This is a genomic window from Ramlibacter tataouinensis (assembly GCF_027941915.1).
GTDB classification, from domain to species: Bacteria; Pseudomonadota; Gammaproteobacteria; order Burkholderiales; family Burkholderiaceae_C; genus Ramlibacter; species Ramlibacter tataouinensis_C.
This window is the reverse complement of the sequence record NZ_CP116009.1, coordinates 3,373,705-3,394,425: the sequence shown is the minus strand read 5'-3', so window position 1 is coordinate 3,394,425 and position 20,721 is coordinate 3,373,705. Positions and strand designations below refer to the sequence as shown.

At 70.2% G+C, this 20,721-nt stretch carries 19 protein-coding genes; 8 read left to right on the top strand and 11 right to left on the bottom strand.

Annotated features, from left to right (window positions below; all coding sequences use genetic code 11):
- Positions 1 to 70: 70 nt before the first annotated feature.
- The gene (locus PE066_RS16255; RefSeq protein WP_271233572.1) at positions 71 to 811 is read right to left on the bottom strand and encodes a TOBE domain-containing protein; all 741 of its coding nucleotides are present in this window, start codon (positions 809 to 811) and stop codon (positions 71 to 73) included.
- Positions 812 to 878: 67 nt separating this feature from the next.
- On the opposite strand from PE066_RS16255, the gene modA reads away from it, so the two are divergent.
- The 3 genes from modA to modC are packed head-to-tail and all read left to right on the top strand — an operon-like array spanning position 879 to position 3,388.
- Positions 879 to 1,631 (top strand): molybdate ABC transporter substrate-binding protein, encoded by a 753-nt coding sequence (gene modA / locus PE066_RS16250; RefSeq protein ID WP_271233571.1) that lies wholly within the window; start codon positions 879 to 881, stop codon positions 1,629 to 1,631.
- Positions 1,632 to 1,634: 3 nt separating this feature from the next.
- On the top strand, positions 1,635 to 2,318 hold the full coding sequence (modB, locus tag PE066_RS16245) for a molybdate ABC transporter permease subunit (RefSeq protein WP_271233570.1): 684 nt from the start codon (positions 1,635 to 1,637) through the stop codon (positions 2,316 to 2,318).
- Entirely contained in the window at positions 2,315 to 3,388 is a 1,074-nt protein-coding gene (gene modC / locus PE066_RS16240; RefSeq protein ID WP_271233569.1) for a molybdenum ABC transporter ATP-binding protein, read from the top strand. Before modB ends, modC begins: the two co-directional genes overlap by 4 nt.
- Positions 3,389 to 3,412: 24 nt before the next feature.
- Here modC and PE066_RS16235 read toward each other — a convergent pair whose 3' ends face one another.
- Genes PE066_RS16235 through PE066_RS16225 form a run of 3 tightly spaced genes read right to left on the bottom strand, consistent with a single transcriptional unit; the run spans position 3,413 to position 5,738 of the window.
- The gene (locus PE066_RS16235) at positions 3,413 to 4,228 is read right to left on the bottom strand and encodes an extracellular solute-binding protein (protein ID WP_271233568.1); all 816 of its coding nucleotides are present in this window, start codon (positions 4,226 to 4,228) and stop codon (positions 3,413 to 3,415) included.
- Positions 4,225 to 5,007: an ATP-binding cassette domain-containing protein gene (locus tag PE066_RS16230; protein WP_271233567.1), complete on the bottom strand. Its 783-nt coding sequence runs from the start codon at positions 5,005 to 5,007 to the stop codon at positions 4,225 to 4,227. The genes PE066_RS16235 and PE066_RS16230 overlap by 4 nt, the downstream gene beginning before the upstream one ends.
- Positions 5,004 to 5,738, bottom strand: a complete 735-nt coding sequence (locus PE066_RS16225; RefSeq protein WP_271233566.1) for an ABC transporter permease — start codon at positions 5,736 to 5,738, stop codon at positions 5,004 to 5,006. The genes PE066_RS16230 and PE066_RS16225 overlap by 4 nt, the downstream gene beginning before the upstream one ends.
- Positions 5,739 to 5,925: 187 nt before the next feature.
- On the opposite strand from PE066_RS16225, the gene PE066_RS16220 reads away from it, so the two are divergent.
- The gene (locus PE066_RS16220; protein ID WP_271233565.1) at positions 5,926 to 7,065 is read left to right on the top strand and encodes a substrate-binding domain-containing protein; all 1,140 of its coding nucleotides are present in this window, start codon (positions 5,926 to 5,928) and stop codon (positions 7,063 to 7,065) included.
- A gap of 88 nt (positions 7,066 to 7,153) precedes the next feature.
- Here PE066_RS16220 and PE066_RS16215 read toward each other — a convergent pair whose 3' ends face one another.
- Complete coding sequence (locus PE066_RS16215; RefSeq protein WP_271233564.1) at positions 7,154 to 8,416, bottom strand: SUMF1/EgtB/PvdO family nonheme iron enzyme; 1,263 nt, start codon at positions 8,414 to 8,416, stop codon at positions 7,154 to 7,156.
- 170 nt (positions 8,417 to 8,586) lie between these two features.
- Between PE066_RS16215 and PE066_RS16210 the strand changes: the two genes are divergently transcribed.
- A complete protein-coding gene (locus PE066_RS16210) occupies positions 8,587 to 9,183 on the top strand; it encodes a TRAP transporter small permease subunit (RefSeq protein WP_271233563.1) in 597 nt (198 codons plus the stop codon).
- 30 nt (positions 9,184 to 9,213) lie between these two features.
- Positions 9,214 to 10,980, top strand: coding sequence for a TRAP transporter large permease (locus tag PE066_RS16205; protein WP_271233562.1), 1,767 nt, complete (start codon positions 9,214 to 9,216; stop codon positions 10,978 to 10,980).
- Between the two features lie 84 nt (positions 10,981 to 11,064).
- On the opposite strand, the gene ybaL is transcribed toward PE066_RS16205, so the two are convergent.
- The 6 genes from ybaL to PE066_RS16175 all read right to left on the bottom strand — a co-directional run bounded on the left by ybaL (position 11,065) and on the right by PE066_RS16175 (position 18,773).
- A complete protein-coding gene (gene ybaL / locus PE066_RS16200) occupies positions 11,065 to 12,750 on the bottom strand; it encodes a YbaL family putative K(+) efflux transporter (protein WP_271233561.1) in 1,686 nt (561 codons plus the stop codon).
- A gap of 339 nt (positions 12,751 to 13,089) precedes the next feature.
- Entirely contained in the window at positions 13,090 to 14,172 is a 1,083-nt protein-coding gene (locus PE066_RS16195) for a TRAP transporter substrate-binding protein (protein WP_271233560.1), read from the bottom strand.
- A gap of 237 nt (positions 14,173 to 14,409) precedes the next feature.
- The gene (locus tag PE066_RS16190; protein WP_271233559.1) at positions 14,410 to 15,489 is read right to left on the bottom strand and encodes a TRAP transporter substrate-binding protein; all 1,080 of its coding nucleotides are present in this window, start codon (positions 15,487 to 15,489) and stop codon (positions 14,410 to 14,412) included.
- A 235-nt stretch (positions 15,490 to 15,724) separates the two neighbouring features.
- Complete coding sequence (gene dxs / locus PE066_RS16185; protein ID WP_271233558.1) at positions 15,725 to 17,626, bottom strand: 1-deoxy-D-xylulose-5-phosphate synthase; 1,902 nt, start codon at positions 17,624 to 17,626, stop codon at positions 15,725 to 15,727.
- 14 nt (positions 17,627 to 17,640) lie between these two features.
- Positions 17,641 to 18,549: a polyprenyl synthetase family protein gene (locus PE066_RS16180; protein WP_271233557.1), complete on the bottom strand. Its 909-nt coding sequence runs from the start codon at positions 18,547 to 18,549 to the stop codon at positions 17,641 to 17,643.
- On the bottom strand, positions 18,546 to 18,773 hold the full coding sequence (locus PE066_RS16175) for an exodeoxyribonuclease VII small subunit (RefSeq protein ID WP_271233556.1): 228 nt from the start codon (positions 18,771 to 18,773) through the stop codon (positions 18,546 to 18,548). Before PE066_RS16175 ends, PE066_RS16180 begins: the two co-directional genes overlap by 4 nt.
- 148 nt (positions 18,774 to 18,921) lie before the next feature.
- Here PE066_RS16175 and PE066_RS16170 point away from each other — a divergent pair, with 148 nt between their 5' ends.
- Positions 18,922 to 20,064: an aromatic ring-hydroxylating oxygenase subunit alpha gene (locus PE066_RS16170; protein WP_271233555.1), complete on the top strand. Its 1,143-nt coding sequence runs from the start codon at positions 18,922 to 18,924 to the stop codon at positions 20,062 to 20,064.
- Complete coding sequence (gene leuD / locus PE066_RS16165; RefSeq protein WP_271233554.1) at positions 20,064 to 20,714, top strand: 3-isopropylmalate dehydratase small subunit; 651 nt, start codon at positions 20,064 to 20,066, stop codon at positions 20,712 to 20,714. Before PE066_RS16170 ends, leuD begins: the two co-directional genes overlap by 1 nt.
- Positions 20,715 to 20,721 lie beyond the last annotated feature (7 nt).

Sequence of the window (20,721 nt, the reverse complement as noted above, 5' to 3'; positions counted from 1 at the left end):
CGTCACCCCCGCGCAGCCGGTGATTTGGCGCAACGCGCCCAAAGCGGCCGAAATTCGTATCTGACCCCAATTACGGCAGCGCGATCACCACGGCCGAGGGATCGACCCGCGCGAAGGCAGCGTGGCCGACCCGCAGGCCGCTGCCGGCGCCGGCGAAGCCGACCAGCTGCAGGCCGCCATCCAGCGCGAGGGCCACTTCGCCGCCTTGCGCCCGCGGCGCGCGGGTGATCGCGCCGGCCAGCAGGTTGTCGCCCCAGTGCGCCGGCAGCTGGGCGCGCACCTCCACGGCCGTGGCCTTGCACAGGGCCAGCACCTCCTGCTGCCTGGCCAGCCCGAGCAGCTGGGCGCTCTCGCGCGTGATGCGCGAGCGCAGCACGGCGCCGGCCAGCTCCAGTTCCACTTCCATGGCGCCGGCCTGCAGCCGCATGCGGCGGATGCGGCCGGGCAGCTGGTTGCGCATGCTGGTGCGCAAGCCCAGCGCGCCGAGCGCGGGAGCGCCCGGGCGCAGTTTCTGCAGTACGGCGTCGCGGGCCCGGGCCACTTCGCCGGCCGCGCGCAGCACCTGCTCGCCCGCCGGCGTCAGGTGCGCGCCGCCGCCGCCGGCTCCGCCGACCGCGCGCACCACCAGTGCCGCACCGGCCAGGTTGCTGAGCGTGTCCAGCGCCTGCCACGCAGCCTTGTAGCTCACGCCGGCGTCGCGCGCGGCCTGCGAGATGGAGCCCACGGCCGCCACGCGCCGCAGGATCTCGACGCGCTTGTCGGCCGAGGCCTGGCCCAGGGCGCCGGCGAGCTGCAGGTTCTTTCGGGGCATGCGGAAATTGTGCCGCACGCCCCCGCCTATACTTTCGCTATTCCTTTTTTGAATAGCGCGTCCCGCCATGTCCCGCACACTCGCTGCCACCCTCCTCGCCCTGCTGGCTGCCTTGTCCCTTCCAGCGCGCGCCGGGAGCGTGCAGGTCGCCGTCGCCGCCAACATGGCGGCGCCGATGCAGAAGATCGCGGCCGGCTTCGAGGCGGCCACCGGGCACAAGGCGGTGGTGGCGCTGGGATCCACCGGCAAGTTCCATGCGCAGATCCGCAACGGTGCGCCCTTCGAGGTGCTGCTGGCGGCCGACGACGAAACGCCGGCGAAGCTGGAGCAGGAGGGCCACGGGGTGCGCGGCACCCGCTTCACCTATGCCACCGGCCGGCTGGCGCTGTGGAGTGCCGATGCCGCCGCCGTGGATGCCCAGGGCGCGGTGCTGCGCCAGCCGCCGGCCGGCAAGCTGGCCATCGCCGATCCGCTCGTCGCGCCCTACGGCGCGGCCGCCCTGGAGACGCTCACGAAGCTGGGCGTGCTCGCCGCCTGGCAGCCGCACCTGGTGCGAGGCGAGAACATCGGCCAGGCCTTCCAGTTCGTCGCCACCGGCAATGCGCGCCTGGGCTTCGTCGCGCTGGCCCAGGTGATGGCCGACGGCCGCATCACGCGCGGCTCGGCCTGGCTGGTCCCCGCCGACCTGCACGCGCCGCTGAGGCAGGATGCCGTGCTGCTGAATCCCGGTGCCTCCAGCGAAGCCGCCCGCGCGCTGCTGGAGTACCTGCGCAGCGAGCCGGCGCGCACCGTGCTGCGCGGCTACGGCTACACGTTCTGACCGATGACCTTCAGCACCGATGACCTGCAGGCGATCCGGCTGACGCTGGAACTGGCGACTGCCACCACCCTGGCCCTGCTGGTGCTGGCGGCGCCGCTCGCCTGGTGGCTGGCCCGCACGCGCTCGCGCTGGCGCGGGCCGGTGTCGGCCGTGGTGGCCTTGCCGCTGGTGCTGCCGCCGACGGTGCTGGGCTTCTACCTGCTGGTCTCGCTGGGACCGCAGGGCTGGGGCGGCCAGCTCACCCAGGCGCTCGGCCTGGGCCTGCTGCCCTTCACCTTCGGCGGGCTGCTGCTGGGGTCCATCGTGTACTCGCTGCCGTTCGCGGTGCAGCCGCTGCAGAACGCCTTCGATGCGGTGGGACGGCGCCCGCTGGAAGCCGCCGCGACCCTGCGCGCCGGCCCCTGGGACAGCTTCTTCCACGTGGTGCTGCCGCTCTCGCGCGGCGGCATCGTGCAGGCCGCGGTGCTGACTTTCGCGCACACAGTGGGCGAGTTCGGCGTCGTGCTGATGATCGGCGGCAACATCCCCGAGCAGACCCGCGTGGTCTCCACCCAGATCTACGGCCACGTGGAGGCGCTGCAGTACGGCCAGGCGCACGCGCTGTCGGCCGCCATGCTGGCATTCTCCTTCGCGGTGCTGCTGGCGCTGGCCCTGCTCAACCGCCGCAGCACGCGGGTGCTCGGATGAGCGCGCCGCTGGAGATCCGCGCCCGGCTCGCGCGCGCCGATTTCACGCTCGATGTCGACCTGCGACTGCCGGCCTCGGGCATCACCGCCATCTTCGGCGCCTCGGGATCGGGCAAGACCACGCTGCTGCGCTGCGTCGCCGGACTGGAGCGGGCCGAGCCGGCGCGCATCGCGATGGCCGGCGAGCTCTGGCAGGACTCCGGAACCCGCCTCTTCATGCCCACGCACCGGCGCGCACTGGGCTACGTGTTCCAGGAAGCCAGCCTGTTCGATCACCTCGACGTGCGCGGCAACCTGGCCTTCGCGCAAAAGCGTGGCGGCGGCCGCGAGAGCCTGCAGCCGCTGCTGGAGCTGCTGGGCATCGCCAGCCTGCTGGATCGCCGGCCCTGGCAGCTGTCCGGCGGCGAGCGCCAGCGCGTGGCCATCGCCCGCGCCCTCGCCACCCGGCCGCGCGTGCTGCTGCTGGACGAGCCGCTGGCCGCCGTCGATCTCTCGCGCCGGCGCGAGATCCTGCCCTGGCTGGAGCGCCTGCGCGACGAGCTGCGCATCCCCATGCTGTACGTCACCCACTCGGGCGACGAGGTGGCGCGGCTGGCCGACCACCTCGTGCTGCTGGAAGCCGGCGCGGTGCGCGCCTGCGGTCCGCTCACCGAAATCCTGGCGCGCATCGACCTGCCTGCAGTTCCCGGCGAGGAGCCCGGCGCCCTGCTGCACGCCACCATTGCCGGGCGTGACGCGCACTGGCACCTGGCGCAGGCGCGCTTCGACGGCGGCGCCCTGTGGGTGCAGGAAACCGGATTGGCGACCGGCGCCGCCGTGCGGGTGCGCGTGCTGGCGCGCGACGTGAGCCTGGCGCTGCAGCCGCCGGAGCGCAGCAGCATCCAGAACGTGCTGCCGTGCACGGTGCGCGCCATCGCATCCGGCGCGCACCCCTCGCAGGCGCTGGTGCAGATCGCCTGCGGCGATTCGGTGCTGCTGGCGCGCATCACCGCGCGGGCGGTCGACCAACTCGGGCTGGCGCCGGGCGCGGCCGTATGGGCCCAGGTCAAGTCGGCGGCGCTGGTGGCCTGACCACGCCCGCGGCAGCTAGTCGCTTCAGTTGGCGGTACCCGCGTTCGGGAAGAACAGCTGCTCGCCGCCGATCCTGTAGGCGGCGATGGCCCGCTGGCCGGCGGGCGAGGTGATCCAGTCGACGAACTTCTGCGCCTCGGCGGCCTTCACGTGCGGGTGCTTCTGCGGGCTGACCACCATCACGCCGTACTGGTTGAACAGGCGCTTGTCGCCTTCCACCCGCACCGCCAGGTCGCCGCGGTTCTTGAAGCTCAGCCAGGTGCCGCGGTCAGTGAGCACGTACGCGCCGCTGGAGGCACCGATGTTCAGTGCGGGGCCCATGCCGCAGCCGCATTCCTTGTAGCCGCCGCCCTTGGCCTCCTGGCCGGCCTGCTTCCAGTAGCGCAGCTCGGCCGCATGGGTGCCGCTCTTGTCGCCGCGCGAGATGAAGGGGGCGTTGCTCGCGGCGATCTTCTTGAGCGCCTCGACGATGTCGTTTCCCCTGGTGCCGGCCGGATCGGCCTTGGGGCCGACCAGCACGAAATCGTTGTACATCACCGGGTAGCGGCGCGCCGCGAAGCCGTCGGCCACGAACTTCTCCTCGGCCGCGCGGTCGTGCACGAACAGCACGTCGGCGTCGCCGCGGCGGGCGCTGTCGATCGCCTGGCCGGTGCCGACCGCGACCACCTTCACGTCGATGCCGGTGGCCTTCTTGAATTCGGGCAGCAGCTGGGTGAACAGGCCCGACTGCTCGGTGGAGGTGGTCGAGGCCATCGTGATCGCGGCCTGTGCCAGGGCCGGGCCGACGGCCAGGAACTGCGCCACCACGGCGGCCGCTGCCCACAGGTGCTCGAGCTTCATCCCAGTTCTCCCTTGACGAACAGTGCGGCCTCGGGCGACGTCGCCGCCAGCGGGCCTTCGAAGAAGTCGCGCACCGGCAGGTCGGCCAGCAGGCGGCCGGTCTCCAGGTACAGAACGCGCGTGGCTAGGCGCTTGACCTGCCCCAGGTTGTGGCTGGCGAACACCAGCGTCATGCCGGTCGCCGCGAAATCCGCCATCAGCGCCTCGACGTCGCGCTTGGCATGCGGATCGAGGCTCGAGGTCGGCTCGTCCAGCAGCAGCACGCCGGGCCGCAGCGCCCAGGCCCGCGCCAGCGCCAGGCGCTGCTGCTGGCCGCCGGACAGGGTGCGGGCGTTGCGGTTCGCCAGCTCGCGCAGGCCGACGCGCGCCAGCGCGGGCAGCGCCTGCGCGCGGGCCTCGCGCCAGCGCGCGCCGCGGATCCACAAGCCGAGCGCGACGTTGTTCTGCGCCGTGGTGGCGAGCATGAAGGGCCGTTGGAACAGCATGGCCTGCGGCACGGCAGGGTCGCGCTGCAGCGCGCCGGCGACCGGGCGCAGCAGGCCGTGCAGCAGGCGCAGCAGGGTGCTCTTGCCGCAGCCGTTGGGGCCGATCAGGGCCACCCGCTCGCCGGCAGCGACGCGCAGGTTCACCCGCTTCAAGGCATGCACGGCGCCGAAGCGCACGTCGGCGTGGTCCACCTGCAGCACGGCGCTCGATGGCTGGCCCGCGCCTCGATGGCCGGTGCGGTCGGCGGCAAGCGCAGCGGGCGGAGCGTCTTCGGGCGGCCAGGCCAGGCTCATGCCGCCGCTCCGTCCATCGCCAGCGGGCGCTCGTGCGATGCGCCGCGCCAGCGCGCCAGCAGCGCGATGGCGGCGTTGAGCAGCAGCACCACCGACAGCAGCACGCTGCCCAGCGCCAGCGCCAGCGGCAGGTCGCCCTTGGAGGTCTCCAGCGCGATCGCGGTGGTCATCACCCGCGTGAAGCCGTCGATGTTGCCGCCCACGATCATGACCGCACCGACTTCGGACACCGCCCGGCCGAAGCAGGCGATCAGGACCGTGAGCAGCGCGAAGCGCTGGTCGAAGGCCAGGATGGCGCTGCGCAGGAAGCTGCCGGCGCCGAGCGAGGCGAGTTGCTCGCCCTGCGCGCGTTCGACGTCCTCCACCACCTGGCGCGTGAGCGCCGTGCACACCGGCAGCACCAGCGCGGCCTGCGCCAGCACCATCGCCTGGAACGAGAACAGCCAGCCGAGGAAGCCGAGCGGCCCGGTGCGCGACAGCAGCAGGTAGATCACCAACCCGACCACCACCGACGGCAGCGCGAGGAAGGTGTTCAGCACGGTGAGCACCGCGTCGCGGCCGCGGAAGCGCGCCACGCCGAGCCAGGCGCCGAGCACCACGCCGGCCACGCAGCCGATCGCGGTGGCGGTGCCGCTCACGCTGAGCGAGCGCGCAACGATGGACCGCAGCACCGGATCGGCACCGCCGATGAGGCCGAATGCGGTGGAGGCACTCTCGGTGAAGGTGCTCATGGAGCGGCCATGCTAGCCCAGGCCCCGTCGGCGTTTGCCGGGGACTTGCGAGCTATGAATGCAGGTGCATAGGACCAGGACGCCACGACAGACGCGCCCGCCGTGGTGCGGCACCGGACCCGGGGCGAAGCGAGCCATCGCCCGACCTGCATCGCCGCACACCGGGCCGTGCCGCATACTGCCGGGGATGCGCAAGGTGGAGCTGTCGTACGACTTCACGCCCCGCCGGGCCGGCGGGTGGATCCGCAATCCGCTGATGGACCTGCTGCATGCGGTGCAGGAACGCGGCTCGATCTCGCGGGCGGCGCAGGCGCTGGGCCTGTCCTATCGCCACACCTGGGGCGAACTCAAGCGCTGGGAGGCCGAACTCGGGCAGCCGCTGATCCACTGGGAAAAGGGGCAGCGGGCGCGCCTCACCGCCTTCGGCGAGAAGCTGCTGTGGGCCGAGCGGCAGGCGCAGGCTCGATTGGCGCCGCAGATCGAGGCGCTGCATGCCGACCTGGAGCGCGCCTTTGCCGTCGCCTTCGACGACACCGCGCAGGTGCTGACGCTGTACGCCAGCCACGACGACGCGCTGGCCCTGCTGCGCGACCACGCCGCAGCCAGCGCCCGGCTGCACCTGGACATCCGCTTCACCGGCAGCGTCGATGCGATCGCCGCGCTGAACGAGGGCCGCTGCGCGATGGCCGGCTTCCACACGCCGCCGCAGCCGGCGCCGGGTTCGGCCTTCGAGCGCGCCTACCACCCGTTGCTGCAGCCGGGCCTGCACAAGATCATCGGCTTCGCCCGCCGGCGCCAGGGATTGGTGGTGGCGGCCGGCAATCCGCTGCGGCTGTCGTCGTTCGCGGACCTCGCGCGCGGCGCCCGCTTCGTCAATCGCGCGCTGGGCACCGGCACGCGGCTGCTGGCCGAGGAGCTGCTCGGCCAGGCTGCGCTCGCGCCCGCGGCCCTGCAGGGCTGGGACCGGATCGAGACCTCGCATGCGGCGGTGGCCCAGGCAGTCGCATCCGGCAGCGCCGACGCCGGGCTGGCGATCGAGGCCGCGGCGCGGGCACGCGGGCTCGACTTCGTGCCCCTGCTGGACGAGGACTACTACCTCGTGTGCCTCAAGTCGCTGCTGGAGCAGCAGCCGGTGCAGGTGCTGCGGCAGGTGCTGGCCGGCACCGCCTGGCAGGACCTGCTGCGCACCCTGCCCGGCTACCAGCCGCTGCGCAGCGGCGAGGTGCTGAGCCTGAGCGCGCAGCTGCCGTGGTGGCGGTATGCGCGGGCGAAGCGGAAATCGCTGACGGAGCCCAGGAAGCGGAAATCCGTACCTGACCCCAATTAAGTGCGAGGGCGGGAATCCACGCAGGGCCTTCGCGGAGGATGAGGAGATCCCCACTTGGCCCGGCCGCTTTCGCCCGAGTCGCCGAATCCTACAGCGCGCAGGTGCGCAGGCCGGTGAAGCCGTCGTCCCGTTCGGGCAGGGCCCAGGCGCGGGCCTTGGGCGACTTCAGGCGCGAGCGGGTGGCGAAGGAGGCGCCGCGCAGCACGCGGGCTCGGCCGAAGGCGGGCGTGGCTTCGAACTCGGTGTGGCGCGTCCAGGCGTGCGGCTCGAAGCCCGGCCAGGGCCGCAGCGTGCCGGCGGTCCACTCGTGGACGTCGCCCCAGCGAAAGCCGCGTCCGGCCGCACGGTGGGCCGCCACTTCCCATTCGACTTCGGTGGGCAGGCGGCGGCCGCGCCAGCGGGCCCAGGCATCGGCTTCCCACCAGCTCAGGTGCATGGCCGGCTGCTGCGGCGCCATGCGGGTGGCCTTGCCGAAGAAGGACTGCAGCACCGCGCCGCTGGCCACGCCGATCTGCTCGACGTGGCGCGGCCCCCGCCGCCCTTCGGCCTGCGCGGCACGCTGCAGCCAGTCCCAGCCTTCGGGGCGCCACAGCTCGGCGCGGTCGTAGCCGCCGTCATCGACGAACTCGACGAACTGGCTCCAGTTGACCGGCTGGGCGTCGATCTCGAACTCGGGCACATCGACTTCGTGCGCCCACTGCTCCACGTCGAACACGAAGCCGCCCGGCTCCGACCCCAGCTGCCAGCGGCAGGCCGGCACCTGCAGCGGGTCGTGCACCGCCGCGGCCGCGGGTGGCTGCAGCGGCAGGGCCAGCCCCAGCTCCTGCGCCTGCCGCAGCAGTTGCTCGCCGCGCAGGTCTTCGTGGAACAGCGCCGCGCGATAGAAGTACAGGCCGTCGTCGCCGGCCGCGGCATGCTCGAGCTGCTCGAGCGTGCGCTCCAGCGTGTCCATCAGCCAGGCGCGCAGGTCGGCGCCGACGGGCAGCGGCATGTCCCAGCGCGCGTCGTGCGGCGCCAGCAGCGGGTGGTACCAGCGGTCGGCCATCGGCTCGGCCGAACCCAGGCGGGGCGCATCGGCGGGGCAGCTCGCGCCCTGCGAGCGGCGCGGGTTGCGGCCGATCCAGTACTCGGCGAACCAGGCCACGTGGCCGGCGATCCACTGCGGCAGCTCCAGCCCCGGCCGCCGCGGCACCTGCAACCCGCGGTCGGCCGCTTCCTCGTAACGCGCCAGCAACTGCAGCGTGTGGTTGCGCGCGTCCATCAGCGCCAGCGACAGCCGCTCGGCCCCGGCCCGACGCATGTCCGGCTGGTCGATGCCCTGCGGCGCGAGTGCCAGCCCGGTCGATGCCATGCGGCCATTATCCAAAGCCGTTTCCTAGGGGAAACACCGGCACCTTAAGTAAACATTTCGTCAGCTACTCTTGCGCACATGTCAGACAATCCCGCGGTTACGCCGGGCGCCGGGCTGCATTGCAGCGGCGCCCGTTGTCACATACGCGCTTCCATTCCCGCGGAGACCGCATGCAGGCACTTCTGAAACTATCCGGGGCCATCGACCGGCTCAACGGCCTGGTCGGCCGCTGGGTGATCTGGCTGATCCTGGCGTCCACCGCAATCAGCGGCATCAACGCCTCGGTGCGCAAGGCCTTCCACACCAGCTCCAACGCCTACCTCGAGGTGCAGTGGTACCTGTTCGCCGCCGCCTTCCTGCTGGCGGCCGGCTACACGCTGCTGCATGGCGAGCACGTGAAGATCGACGTCGTCTATTCGCGCTTCTCGCGCAAGACGCAGAACTGGATCGACATCTTCGGCTTCGCCTGCTTCCTGCTGCCGGTCTGTCTCGTGGTGCTGTGGTACGGCATCCCGTTCTTCCTGCAGGGCTGGCACTCGGGCGAGATGTCGGCCAACGCCGGCGGCCTGATCCGCTGGCCGGTCTACCTAATGATTCCGCTGGGCTTCGCGCTGCTGCTGCTGCAGGGGGCGTCCGAGCTGGTCAAGCGCATCGCCTTCGGCATGGACCTGATCCCCGACCCGGCGATCAAGAAGACGGACAAAACGGCCGAGGAGGAACTGGCCGAGGAGATCCGCCGCCAGGCCGAGCGGCAGAACAAGGCCTGACAGGCCGCGCGAGGGATAAGAGGAGTCGCGATGGAGTTCATCACGCAAAACATGGCCCCGATCATGTTCGTGGGCCTGGTCTTTTTCCTGCTGCTGGGCTTTCCGGTGGCTTTCAGCCTGGGCGCCTGCGGCTTGTTCTTCGGCCTCATCGGCATCGAACTGGGCGTGCTGCCCGAGAAGCTGCTGCAGGCACTGCCGCTGCGCATCTTCGGCATCATGCAGAACGAGACGCTGCTGGCGGTGCCGTTCTTCACGCTGATGGGCCTCATCCTGGAGCGCAGCGGCATGGCCGAGGACCTGCTGGACACCATCGGCCAGCTGTTCGGGCCGATTCGCGGCGGCCTGGCGATCGCCGTCATCTTCGTGGGCGCCCTGCTGGCCGCCACCACCGGCGTGGTCGCCGCCTCGGTGATCTCCATGGGCCTGATCTCGTTGCCCATCATGCTGCGCTACGGCTACGACCGGCGCCTGGCCTCGGGCGTGATCGCCGCCTCCGGCACGCTGGCGCAGATCATCCCGCCCTCGCTGGTGCTGATCGTGCTGGCCGATCAGCTCGGCCGCAGCGTCGGCGACATGTACAAGGGCGCCTTCATCCCCGGCTTCATGCTGACCGGCCTGTACCTGCTGTACGTGGTCATCCTGGCGATCTTCAAGCCGCAGATGGTGCCGGCGCTGCCGCCGGAAGCGCGCACCTTCCGCGAGCCCAATGGCGGCAATGGCCTGACCTCGCTGACGATCCTGGCGGCGATCAGCACCACGGTCGCCGTGCTGCTGGGCCAAAACTACCCGGCGGTGGTGAGCTGGTGGCGCGGCGAGGAGGTCGCCACCATGCCCAAGGACGAGACCATCGTCATGGCCATGGCGGCCGGCGTGCTGCTGGCGTTCTTTGCGGCGGTGGTCAACAAGGTGCTGCGCCTGGGCCTGCTGTCCAAGATCGCCGAGCGCGTGACCTTCGTGCTGATCCCGCCGCTGTTCCTGATCTTCCTGGTGCTGGGCACCATCTTCCTGGGCATCGCCACGCCGACCGAAGGCGGCGCCATGGGCGCGCTGGGCGCGCTCATCATGGCGATGTCCCGCCGGCGGCTGAGCTTCAACCTGCTCAAGCAGGCGCTCAACAGCACCACCAAGCTGTCGAGCTTCGTGCTGTTCATCCTGATCGGCGCCACCATGTTCAGCCTGACGTTCCAGGGCGTGGACGGTCCGCGCTGGGTGGAGCACCTGCTCACCAGCCTGCCGGGCGGCCAGGTCGGCTTCCTGATCGTGGTGAACATCCTGATTTTCGTGCTGGCCTTCTTCCTGGACTTCTTCGAGCTGTCCTTCATCGTGGTGCCGTTGCTGGCGCCGGTGGCCGACAAGCTGGGCATCGACCTGATCTGGTTCGGCGTGCTGCTGGGCGTGAACATGCAGACCTCGTTCATGCACCCGCCGTTCGGCTTCGCCCTCTTCTACCTGCGCAGCGTGGCGCCCGACAAGGAGTACACCGACAAGCCCACCGGCAGGCGCATCGCGCCGGTGACCACCGGCCAGATCTACTGGGGCGCTGTGCCGTTCGTCATCATCCAGATCATCATGGTCAGTTTGATCATCGGTTTCCCCGGCATCGTGGCGCATGACAAGGTGGAGAAGATCGATGTCGACAAGGTCAAGATCGAGATCCCCGACCAGCCCAACTACGGCACGCCCGACATCAACCTGGCGCCGCCGCCGATGCCGGGCGCGTCCGAGCCCGAAGCTGCGATGCCTTCCGACGACGAGGAACAGAAGCGCATGGACGAGCTCTTCAACCCCAAGAAGTAGGCGGCGCGCGCTGCAGACGGCAAAGGGCCTGCAATGCAGGCCCTTTTTCTTTTTCGGCATTTGCCCAGAGGCAGGCCCCTGTTGTCAGGCCTGCGCGCAGCGCTCCAGCACGTGGCGGGTCATGGCGCGCGCCAGTTCGTGCTCGCCCAGGAACACCTTGCCGGAGAGCTCGCTTTCCAGCAGCGCGGCTTCGGCCGCGTTGTGGCTGCGCACCACGACCTCGATGCCGGGGTTGAGCAGGCGCGCGTTGTGCGCCATCTGGCGCACGCCCAGCGTGTCGGGGGTAGCGATCACCAGCAGCCGCGCACGCGCGATGTGGGCCTGCACCAGCACCTCCGGCTGGGCCGCATCGCCGGCGACCGCGGGCACGCCTTCGGCCCGCAGGCGCTCGACGAGCTCGCGGTTCTCCTCCGCCACCACGAAGGGCAGCCCGGCGGCGCGCAGGGCCTGGGCGATCTCGCGCCCGACCCGGCCATAGCCCACCAGCACCACCTGGCGGGCCAGGAACTTCTCGTCGGTGCTCATGGGCAGCTCGGCCAGCGGGTCGTGGCGCGCGTTCAGGTCACGTGCCAGTTGCGAGCGCGCCAGCAGCCAGCGCTGCAACGGCCCGATGGCGCGGAACACCAGCGGGTTCAGTGCCATCGACAGGATCGCGCCGGCCACCACCAGGCTCTGCGCCTCGGCGGGCACCACGCCCAGCACGGCGCCCAGGTTGACCAGGATGAAGGAGAACTCGCCGATCTGGGCCAGGCTGGCCGACACCGTCAGCGCGGTGTTCAGCGGGTAGCGCAGGGCCAGCACCACGATCGCCGCGGCCACCGACTTGCCCACCAGGATGATGGCGGTGACACCCAGCACCCGCAGCGGCTGCTCCAGCAGCACGGCCGGGTTGAACAGCATGCCGACCGAGACGAAGAACAGCACCGCGAAGGCGTCGCGCAGCGGCAGCGACTCCTGCGCCGCGCGGTGGCTGAACTCCGACTCGCGCAGCACCATGCCGGCGAAGAAGGCGCCCAGCGCGAACGACACCCCGAACAGCTGCGTGGCGGCGTAGGCCATGCTGACGGCGGCGGCGATCACGCACAGGGTGAACAGCTCGCGCGAGCCGACCTTCTGCACGTGCCACAGCACCCAGGGGAACAGGCGCCGGCCGACGATCAGCATCAGGCCGATGAACAGGGCCACCTGCAGCAGCGTGATGACCAGTCCGCGCCACAGGCTGGGCGTATCGGCGCCCTGCCCCTGCCAGACCGCGGCCAGCGGCGGCAGCAGCACCAGCGCCAGCACCATGGCCAGGTCCTCGACGATCAGCCAGCCGACCGCCGCCCGGCCGTTGAAGGTCTCCAGCAGGCCCACGCTCTCCAGCGCGCGCAGCAGCACCACGGTGCTGGCGACCGACAGCGACAGGCCGAACAGCACCGCCGCGGCGGCCGACCAGCCCCACAGGCTGGCCAACCCGGCCCCCATGGCGGTGGCCACGGCGATCTGCACGATGGCGCCGGGCACGGCGATGCGGCGCACCGCCAGCAGGTCGCCCAGCGAGAAATGAAGCCCGACGCCGAACATCAGCAGCATCACGCCGATCTCGGCCAGCTGCGCGGCCAGTGCGGCATCGGCCACGAAGCCTGGCGTGTGCGGCCCCACCACCACCCCGGCCAGCAGATAGCCCACCAAGGCCGGCAACCGCAGCCGCGCGGCCATGAAGCCCAGCAGCAATGCCAGCCCCAGGCCCGCGGCCACGGTCGCGATCAGCGGCACATGGTGGTCCATCCCCCGAATCTAGCCGAGGCGGCTGCCCAGTTGCCGGCCACGACCCCCGTCATGCCATGGCGGGCTTTCACCCGCCATCCGTCACCGCGTCGCGAACGCCCTCTGCGCGCCTTCAAGGCACGGGGGGTGGATCCCGGCGTTCGCCGGGATGACACCGGGAAGGTAGCGGCCCCTTGCGGTCCCCAATGCAAAGAGGCCCCGCAGGGCCTCTTTGCATTCGGTTCGCGCGGAATAGCATGCAGCGCGAACACCCTTTGGGCGAGGATCCGGCTTTGCCGGTCCTCGCCCAACTGGCTAACTGCCAGCCATGAAATCGCGCAGCGATTTCATGGCTTACCTTCAAAGCTTTACCGACTGGATGTAGCTGTCGTAGCGGTACTCGGAGAAGCGGCCCCACAGGATCTGGTCGCGCTGGAAGGCGCGCATGTCCTGGTGGATCTTCTTGAACTCGGGCGACTTGGCCTCGTGCTCGCCGAACACCTCCATGGCGGCCTTGAAGCCGGCGTCCATGATCTCCTTGGAGAACGGCTTGAGCTGGGTCTTGGCCGCCACCAGGCGCTTGAGCGCGCCCGGGTTCACGGCGTCGTACTTGGAGGTCATGTCGCGCGCCGCCACGTTGCAGGCCGCCTCGAGGATGGCCTTGTTCTCGGCCGACAGGGCCTCGTAGGCCTTGGTGTTGACGAAGAACTCAAGCTCGGCGCCGCCTTCCCACCAGCCCGGGTAGTAGTAGAAGGGCGCGACCTTCTGGAAGCCCAGCTTCTCGTCGTCGTAGGGGCCGACGAACTCGGTGGCGTCCAGCGTGCCCTTCTCCAGCGCCTGGTAGACCTCGCCGGCCGGCATGTTCTGCGCCACCACGCCCAGCTTGGCCATGGTCTCGCCGAACAGGCCGCCGCCCAGGCGCATCTTCAGGCCCTTGAGGTCGTTGGCGGTCTTGATCTCCTTGCGGTACCAGCCGCCCATCTGGGTGGTGGTGTTGCCGGCCGAGAAGCTCTTCATGTTGTACTTGGCATAGAAGGCATCCATCAGCTTGCGGCCGTTGCCGTGCTCCATCCACGCATCCATGTGGCGCGCCGTCAGGCCGAACGGCACGGCGCAGCCGAAGGCGAAGATCGGGTCCTTGCCGGTGAAGTAGTAGGGCGCGGTCTGGCCCATCTCGATGGTGCCGTTCTGCAGCGCATCGACGTTGCCGAACGCCGGCATCAGTTCGCCCGCGGCGTGGATCGAGATCTCGAACTTGCCGCCCGAGAGGGCCTTGACGGTGCGCGACAGGGTCTCGGCGCTGCCGAAGATGGTGTCCAGCGACTTCGGGAAGCTCGACGACAGGCGCCAGCGCACTGCCGCTTGCGCATGCACGGCCGGGGCGGCGCCGGCGGCCAGCACGGCTGCGATGCCGCCGCGCTTGAGGATGGAACGACGATCCATGGAAGGGTATCTCCTGTGAGTTCGCTTGGAAAAAGGGCGCGCCGATGATGGGCTGGCGCTCCCCCGCAGCCTGTCAGAAGGCTGGCGACGGTTTCACTCCAAGTACTCCAACTTCTTCCGCAGTAATACGAAGAAGATCTTCTAGCCCTGAGTGGAGCATGAATTTGAATGCCTACGAACTAATAAAAAACAAAGGCCGCACGGGCGTGCGGCCTCTGCCCGGTCGGCGCTGCCGGTTCAGAGTTTCTGGCTCTGCATGAAGTTGTCGAAGCCGGCCTCGGCAAAGCGGAACCACAGGTTCTGGTCTGCGCGGAATTTGCTGTAGTCGGCGTAGATCTTCTTCCACATCTCGTTCTTGGTGCTGAGCTCCGCGTACAGCTCGAGCGAGGACTTAAACGCGGCGTTCATCACGTCGGTCGGGAACCGACGCAGCTTGCTGCCGCCGCCCACCAGTTGCTTGAGCGCCGCCGGGTTGCGCCCGTCGTAGCGGGCCTGCATGACGACCAGCGCCTCGGTCGCGGCGGTCTCGATGATCGCCTTGTTCTCCGCCGACAGGCTGTCGAACGCCTTCTGGTTGATGAACACGTCCAGTTGCGGGCCGCCCTCCCACCAGCCCGGGTAGTAGTAGTAGGGCGCGACCTTGTTGAAGCCCAGCTTCTGGTCGTCGTACGGCCCGACCCACTCGGCGGCGTCGAGCGTGCCCTTCTCCAGCGCCTGGTAGATCTCGCCGCCGGGGATGTTCTGCGGCACTGCGCCCAGGCGCTCCATCACCTTGCCGGCGAAGCCGCCGACGCGGAACTTCAGGCCCTTGACGTCCTTGATGCTCTTGATTTCCTTGCGGTACCAGCCGCCCATCTGGGCGCCGGTGTTGCCGGCCGGGAAGCTGATCATGTTGTAGCGCGCATAGAACTCGCGCATCAGCTTCAGGCCGTTGCCCTCGTACATCCAGGCCGTCATCTGGCGGCTGTTCAGGCCGAACGGGATGGCGCAGCCGAGCGCGAAGCACTCGTCCTTGCCGAAGAAGTAGTACGGCGCCGTGTGGGCCACTTCCACCGTGCCCTGCTGCACGCCATCGACCACGCCGAACGCGGGCATCAGCTCGCCGGCTGCATGGGTGGAGATCTCGAACTTGCCGCCCGACATGGCCTTGACGCGGGCCGCGAACACCTCGGCGCCGCCAAAGATGGTGTCGAGCGACTTCGGGAAGCTGGAGGCCAGGCGCCAGCGGATGGCGGCCTGCGCGTGCACGGCGGGTGCCACCCCGGCGGCCAGCACGCCGGCGATGCCGGCATGCTTGATCAGTGAACGACGATCCATGTGGAGACTCCTCGGGCGATACGAAAAAGGGATGACAACGAATGTCGGCGCCATTCTAGGAATGGCCACACTTAGGTACTCAGGGGTTTTCCCTTGCGGGATCGCCCGAGCACTTTCGTATCGACAGGGAAGTAAGGGGATCTTCAGCCCGCGGACGTGGCAAGCCACGCGCCGGGCGCTGCGCCGGATCGACGCTTTGCACTTCCGGTGGCGGGCTGGGAGGCCCGCCGGCCAGTCAGCCGACGACCTTGAGAGCCGGCGCGGCGCGCGCCGCCAGGTCGCCGAAGCGGGCGCGGATCGAGGCCTCGATGCCGGCGGCGTCCAGCCCCTGCAGCGACAGCAGGCGCGCCGGGTCGCCGTGCTCGATGAAGACGTCGGGCAGCCCCAGTTGCAGCAGCGGCTTGCGGATGCCGGCCGCATGCAACGCCTCGGCCACCGCGCTGCCGGCGCCGCCCGCGATGCAGCCCTCTTCCACCGTGACCAGCGCCTCGTGGCGCTGCGCGAGGTCCAGCAGCAGCCGGGTGTCCAGCGGCTTGGCCCAGCGCATGTTGGCCACCGTCGCATCGAGCCGCTCGCCGGCCTGCAGCGCCGGGTACAGCAGGGTGCCGAAGGCCAGGATGGCGACGCCCTTGCCGGCCTCGCCGGTGCGCGTGCGTCGCTCCTCGCCCTCGCCGAAGGGCAGCGCCTGCAGCCCGGGCTGCGGGACGACGCCGGCGCCGGCGCCGCGCGGGTAGCGCACCGCCACCGGGTGGTCCTGGCCGAAGGCCGTGGTCAGCAACTGGCGGCACTCGTTCTCGTCGGCGGGGCAGGCCACGCTCACGTTCGGTATGCAGCGCAGGTAGGCGATGTCGTAGGCGCCCGCATGGGTGGCGCCGTCGGCGCCCACCAGCCCGGCGCGGTCGAGCGCGAACACGATCGGCAGGTTCTGCAGCGCCACGTCGTGGATCAGCTGGTCGTAGGCGCGCTGCAGGAAGGTGGAATAGATCGCCACCACCGGCTTGAGGCCCTCGCAGGCCAGGCCGGCGGCGAACGTCACCGCGTGCTGCTCGGCGATGCCGACGTCGAAGTAGCGCTCCGGGAAGCGCTTCTCGAATTCGACCAGCCCGGAGCCTTCGCGCATGGCCGGCGTGATGCCCACCAGCCGCCGGTCCTGCGCCGCCATGTCGCACAGCCAGTGGCCGAACACCTGGGTGAAGGTCTGCTTGGGCGGCGTCGCCGGCGACGTGAGGCCCACCTTGGGGTCGAACTTGCCGGGGCCGTGGTAGGCCACCGGGTCGGCCTCGGCCAGCTTGTAGCCCTGGCCCTTGCGCGTGACCACGTGCAGGAACTGCGGGCCGCGCAGGTCGCGGATGTTCTCCAGCGTCGGCACCAGCGACTCGAGGTCGTGGCCGTCGATCGGGCCGATGTAGTTGAAGCCGAACTTCTCGAACAGCGTGGCCGGCACCACCATGCCCTTGGCCTGCTCCTCCAGCCGCTTGGCCAGCTCGAACAGGGGCGGCGCCACCTTCAGCACGTTCTTGCCGACGTTCTTGGCGGCGGCGTAGAAGCGCCCGCTCATGAGCTGGGCCAGGTAGCGGTTGAGCGCGCCCACCGGCGGGCTGATCGACATGTCGTTGTCGTTCAGGATCACCAGCAGGTCGCAGTCGGCCACGCCGGCGTTGTTCAGGGCCTCGAAGGCCATGCCGGCGGTCATCGCGCCGTCGCCGATGATGGCCACCGACTTGCGCGATTCGCCCTTGCGCTGGGCGGCGACGGCCATGCCGAGCGCCGCCGAGATGCTGGTGGACGAGTGCGCGGTGCCGAAGGTGTCGTACTCGCTCTCGGCGCGCTGGGGAAAGCCCGACAGGCCGCCGAGCTGGCGCAGCGTCGGCATGCGATCGCGCCGGCCGGTCAGGATCTTGTGCGGGTAGGTCTGGTGGCCCACGTCCCACACCAGCCGGTCGTGCGGGGTGTTGAAAACGTAGTGCAGTGCGATGGTCAGTTCCACCGTGCCGAGGTTGGAGCTGAGGTGCCCACCGGTGCGCGAGACGCTCTCGAGCACGAAGGTGCGCAGCTCGTCAGCCAGTTGCGGCAGTTGCGTGCGCGGCAGGCGGCGCAGGTCCGCCGGGGAGTCGATCGTTTCGAGCAGCGATGCCATGGTTCTAGAGCTTCTCAGTTCTCGCGTTCCACCACCATGCGGGCCAGCGCGGCCAGCGCCCGGGTGTCGGCCAGGCCGCTGGCGTCCAGCGCGTGCAGCGCCTGGCCCAGCAGTTCGACGGCGTGGGCGCGCGCGCGCTCCAGCCCCAGCAGCGAGACGTAGGTGGGCTTGTCCTGCTGCGCGTCCTTGCCGGCCGTCTTGCCCAGGGTCTGGGAATCGGCCGTGACATCCAGGATGTCGTCCACCACCTGGAAGGCCAGCCCGATGGCGTCGCCGTAGCGCAGCAGCGCTTCGGCCACCGGCGCCTGCGGCTGGCCGCAGGCGGCGCCCATCATCACGCTGGCCTGCAGCAGCGCACCGGTCTTCAGGCGATGCATCCGGCGCAGCTGCTCCTCGTTGAGTGCGCGGCCGACGCTGGCGAGGTCGATCGCCTGGCCGCCGGCCATGCCCTGCGCGCCGGCGGCCCGCGAGAGCAGCCGGCACAGGTCCGCCTGCACAGCGGCGGCCACGCCCTCCCCCTGCGGCGTCAGCAACTCGAAGGCCAGTGCCTGCAGCGCGTCGCCGGCCAGCAGCGCCTGGGCCTGGCCGAACTGCACGTGCACCGTCGGCCGGCCGCGGCGCAGCACGTCGTCGTCCATGCAGGGCATGTCGTCGTGCACCAGCGAATAGGCGTGGATCAGCTCCACCGCGCAGGCGGCGCGCAAGGCGGCCTGCGCCTGACCGCCCACTGCTTCGGCCGCGGCCAGCACCAGCAGCGGACGCAGCCGCTTGCCGCCGCCGAGCACGGCGTAGCGCATGGCCTCGCCAAGGCCCGCCGGGGCGTCGGCCGAGACCCAGCGGTCCAGCGCCGCCTCCACCTCGGCCAAGCGACGGGCACTCCAGTCGGACAGTTTGAACGGGGCGAGCGCGCCGGTCGCGGTCACTGCGGCGTCCACGGCTTGAGCGTGCCTTCGTCCAGCACCCGGATCTGGTTCTCCACGGCGTCGAGCTTGCCGCGGCAGAACGCGAGCAGCTCGGCGCCGCGCTGGTAGCCCGAGAGCAGCTGCTCCAGCGGCAACTGGCCGGACTCGATCACCTGCACGAGCTGCTCGAGCTCCTGCAGGGCCGCCTCGTAGCTCGCGGGCGGATTGGACGCGTCCTGGGGCATGGATCTCTCGGGGAAAAAGCGTGGATTTTAGGACGGCGGGCCCCACCGGGGCCCGAGGGCTACAATCGCCCTCCCTTCGCGCCTCCCTGTCCGCAGGATTCAGCGCTTTCCCTGCCCCTTCATAGGGGGAGTCTCTAGGTCAGGTGAAATGTCTGATTTAAGTCTTCAGTTCCAGCAGGCCCAAAGCCAACTTCCAGTCAGCAGCTACTTCGACGAGGCGCTCTTCCAGCGCGAAATGGAGACGATCTTCCAGCGCGGGCCCCGCTACGTGGGGCACTCCCTCAGCGTGCCGGAAGTCGGCAATTACTACGCCCTGCCGCAGGAGGGCGAGGGTCGCGCGCTGCTGCGCACCCCCGACGGCGTGGAGCTGATCTCCAACGTCTGCCGGCACCGCCAGGCGGTGATGCTGCGCGGCCGCGGGTCCACCGCCGGCGGCGCCAACGGCGGCAACATCGTGTGCCCGCTGCACCGCTGGACCTACAGCGCCGGCCAGGGCAGCAAGGCCGGCACCCTGCTGGGCGCGCCGCACTTCCCGCAGGACCCCTGCCTGAACCTGAACAACTGGCGCCTGCGCGAGTGGAACGGCCTGCTGTTCGAGGACAACGGCATCGATATCGAAGCCGAGCTGGCCGGCATGCGCCAGCGCGCCGACCTCGACTTCACCGGCATGGTGCTGGACCGGGTCGAGCTGCACGAGTGCGACTACAACTGGAAGACCTTCATCGAGGTCTATCTCGAGGACTACCACGTCGGCCCGTTCCACCCGGGGCTGGGCAACTTCGTGACCTGCGAGGACCTGCGCTGGGACTTCAAGGAGAACTGGTCGGTCCAGACCGTCGGCGTGGCCAACCGGCTGGGCAAGGCCGGCAGCCCGGTGTACGAGCGCTGGCAGAACGAACTGCTGGCCTACCGCAAGGGCGAGCCGCCCACGCACGGCGCGATCTGGCTGACCTACTACCCGCACATCATGGTGGAGTGGTACCCGCACGTGCTCACCGTCTCGACGCTGCACCCGGTGTCGCCGCAGAAGACGCTGAACCTGGTCGCCTTCTTCTACCCGGAGGAGATCGCGGCGTTCGAGCGCGGCTTCGTCGAGGCCCAGCAGGACGCCTACATGGAGACCTGCGTGGAGGACGACGAGATCGCCCTGCGCATGGACGCCGGCCGCAAGGCGCTGATGGAGCGCGGCGAGAACGAGGTCGGCCCCTACCAGAGCCCGATGGAAGACGGCATGCAGCACTTCCACGAGTGGTACCGCCGGCGCATGGGCGCAAGTCGCTTCGCCGTCTGATGCCGGCGTTTGCGGGCGGCCGCCACGACGGCACGGTGGTGCCGCTGGACCGCCCCAACGTCGACACCGACGCCATCTTTCCCAAGCAGTACGGCCGGTCCACCGCCCGCAGCGGCTATGACCCGGTGCTGTTCGACAACTGGCGCTACCTCGACCCCGGCGACCTGGACTGCGACCACTCGCGCCGCCGCCCGAATCCCGACTTCCCCCTCAACCGGCCCGAACTGCGCGGCGCCAGCGTGCTGCTGGCGCGCGAGAACTTCGGTTGCGGCTCCAGCCGCGAACACGCGGTGTGGGCGCTGCGCGACTACGGATTCCGCGCCGTGCTGGCGCCCAGCTTCGGCGACATCTTCCGGCAGAACTGCCCGCTCAACGGTGTCGCCGCGCTGGTGCTGGAGGGCGCAGCCATCGACCGGCTGTTCGCCCTGTGCGCCGCCGCGCCGCTGCGCGTGGACATCGACCTGCTGCAAGGGCAGGTGCAGGCCGCAGGCGAGTCCTTCGCGTTTGCGCTGACCGCGCGCGAAACGCTGCTGCTGACGCAAGACATCGACTGGATCGGCGCCACGCTGGCCCAGCGCGAGCGCATCGCCGCGTTCGAGCAGCGGCGGCTGGCGGCCAAGTCCTGGCTGGCGCGCCCTTACCCCGACTGACCTTCCC

Excerpts from the sequence above, each read along its gene's own strand:
- PE066_RS16255 (WP_271233572.1), bottom strand. The coding sequence starts at position 811 with ATGCCCCGAAAGAACCTGCAGCTCGCCGGCGCCCTGGGCCAGGCCTCG.
- modA (WP_271233571.1), top strand. The coding sequence starts at position 879 with ATGTCCCGCACACTCGCTGCCACCCTCCTCGCCCTGCTGGCTGCCTTG.
- modB (WP_271233570.1), top strand. The coding sequence starts at position 1,635 with ATGACCTTCAGCACCGATGACCTGCAGGCGATCCGGCTGACGCTGGAA.
- modC (WP_271233569.1), top strand. The coding sequence starts at position 2,315 with ATGAGCGCGCCGCTGGAGATCCGCGCCCGGCTCGCGCGCGCCGATTTC.
- PE066_RS16235 (WP_271233568.1), bottom strand. The coding sequence starts at position 4,228 with ATGAAGCTCGAGCACCTGTGGGCAGCGGCCGCCGTGGTGGCGCAGTTC.
- PE066_RS16230 (WP_271233567.1), bottom strand. The coding sequence starts at position 5,007 with ATGAGCCTGGCCTGGCCGCCCGAAGACGCTCCGCCCGCTGCGCTTGCC.
- PE066_RS16225 (WP_271233566.1), bottom strand. The coding sequence starts at position 5,738 with ATGAGCACCTTCACCGAGAGTGCCTCCACCGCATTCGGCCTCATCGGC.
- PE066_RS16220 (WP_271233565.1), top strand. The coding sequence starts at position 5,926 with ATGCGCAAGGTGGAGCTGTCGTACGACTTCACGCCCCGCCGGGCCGGC.
- PE066_RS16215 (WP_271233564.1), bottom strand. The coding sequence starts at position 8,416 with ATGGCATCGACCGGGCTGGCACTCGCGCCGCAGGGCATCGACCAGCCG.
- PE066_RS16210 (WP_271233563.1), top strand. The coding sequence starts at position 8,587 with ATGCAGGCACTTCTGAAACTATCCGGGGCCATCGACCGGCTCAACGGC.
- PE066_RS16205 (WP_271233562.1), top strand. The coding sequence starts at position 9,214 with ATGGAGTTCATCACGCAAAACATGGCCCCGATCATGTTCGTGGGCCTG.
- ybaL (WP_271233561.1), bottom strand. The coding sequence starts at position 12,750 with ATGGACCACCATGTGCCGCTGATCGCGACCGTGGCCGCGGGCCTGGGG.
- PE066_RS16195 (WP_271233560.1), bottom strand. The coding sequence starts at position 14,172 with ATGGATCGTCGTTCCATCCTCAAGCGCGGCGGCATCGCAGCCGTGCTG.
- PE066_RS16190 (WP_271233559.1), bottom strand. The coding sequence starts at position 15,489 with ATGGATCGTCGTTCACTGATCAAGCATGCCGGCATCGCCGGCGTGCTG.
- dxs (WP_271233558.1), bottom strand. The coding sequence starts at position 17,626 with ATGGCATCGCTGCTCGAAACGATCGACTCCCCGGCGGACCTGCGCCGC.
- PE066_RS16175 (WP_271233556.1), bottom strand. The coding sequence starts at position 18,773 with ATGCCCCAGGACGCGTCCAATCCGCCCGCGAGCTACGAGGCGGCCCTG.
- PE066_RS16170 (WP_271233555.1), top strand. The coding sequence starts at position 18,922 with ATGTCTGATTTAAGTCTTCAGTTCCAGCAGGCCCAAAGCCAACTTCCA.
- leuD (WP_271233554.1), top strand. The coding sequence starts at position 20,064 with ATGCCGGCGTTTGCGGGCGGCCGCCACGACGGCACGGTGGTGCCGCTG.